Source organism: Bacillus sp. SIMBA_026, assembly GCF_046535335.1.
Taxonomy (GTDB): Bacteria; Bacillota; Bacilli; order Bacillales; family Bacillaceae; genus Bacillus; species Bacillus velezensis.
Window position 1 is genome coordinate 1 of record NZ_JAWRWX010000298.1, and the last position, 256, is coordinate 256.

A 256-nucleotide genomic window follows, 5' to 3' on the forward strand; every position below is an offset into this window, starting at 1 on the left:
CCTTCCGATTCCAGCGTGACCAGATCCTGAGCCACCATATCGGCCAGCATGCTGGTGGACTCATCGCCAAATGGTTGGTCGTTCTCAGGTGCATCAATCTCGGTCAGACGAACGCGCAGTTCGTTACCGCCGGTCAAAAAAACGACCGTATCGCCATCGGTCACAGAGATCACCCTGCCGCTCAACGTGTCAGCTAGGGCAATTGGCGCGATAAAAAACAGCAGCGCTGCCAACAGGCAGTTCTTCATTTTCACGT

The 256-nt window shown here is 54.7% G+C and carries 1 protein-coding gene; it reads right to left on the reverse strand.

Annotated features, from left to right (window positions below):
- Positions 1 to 233 (reverse strand): thermonuclease family protein (locus tag SB847_RS21545; RefSeq protein ID WP_410578717.1); only part of this gene is annotated, 233 nt, incomplete at its 3' end.
- Between the last annotated feature and the right edge of the window lie 23 nt (positions 234 to 256).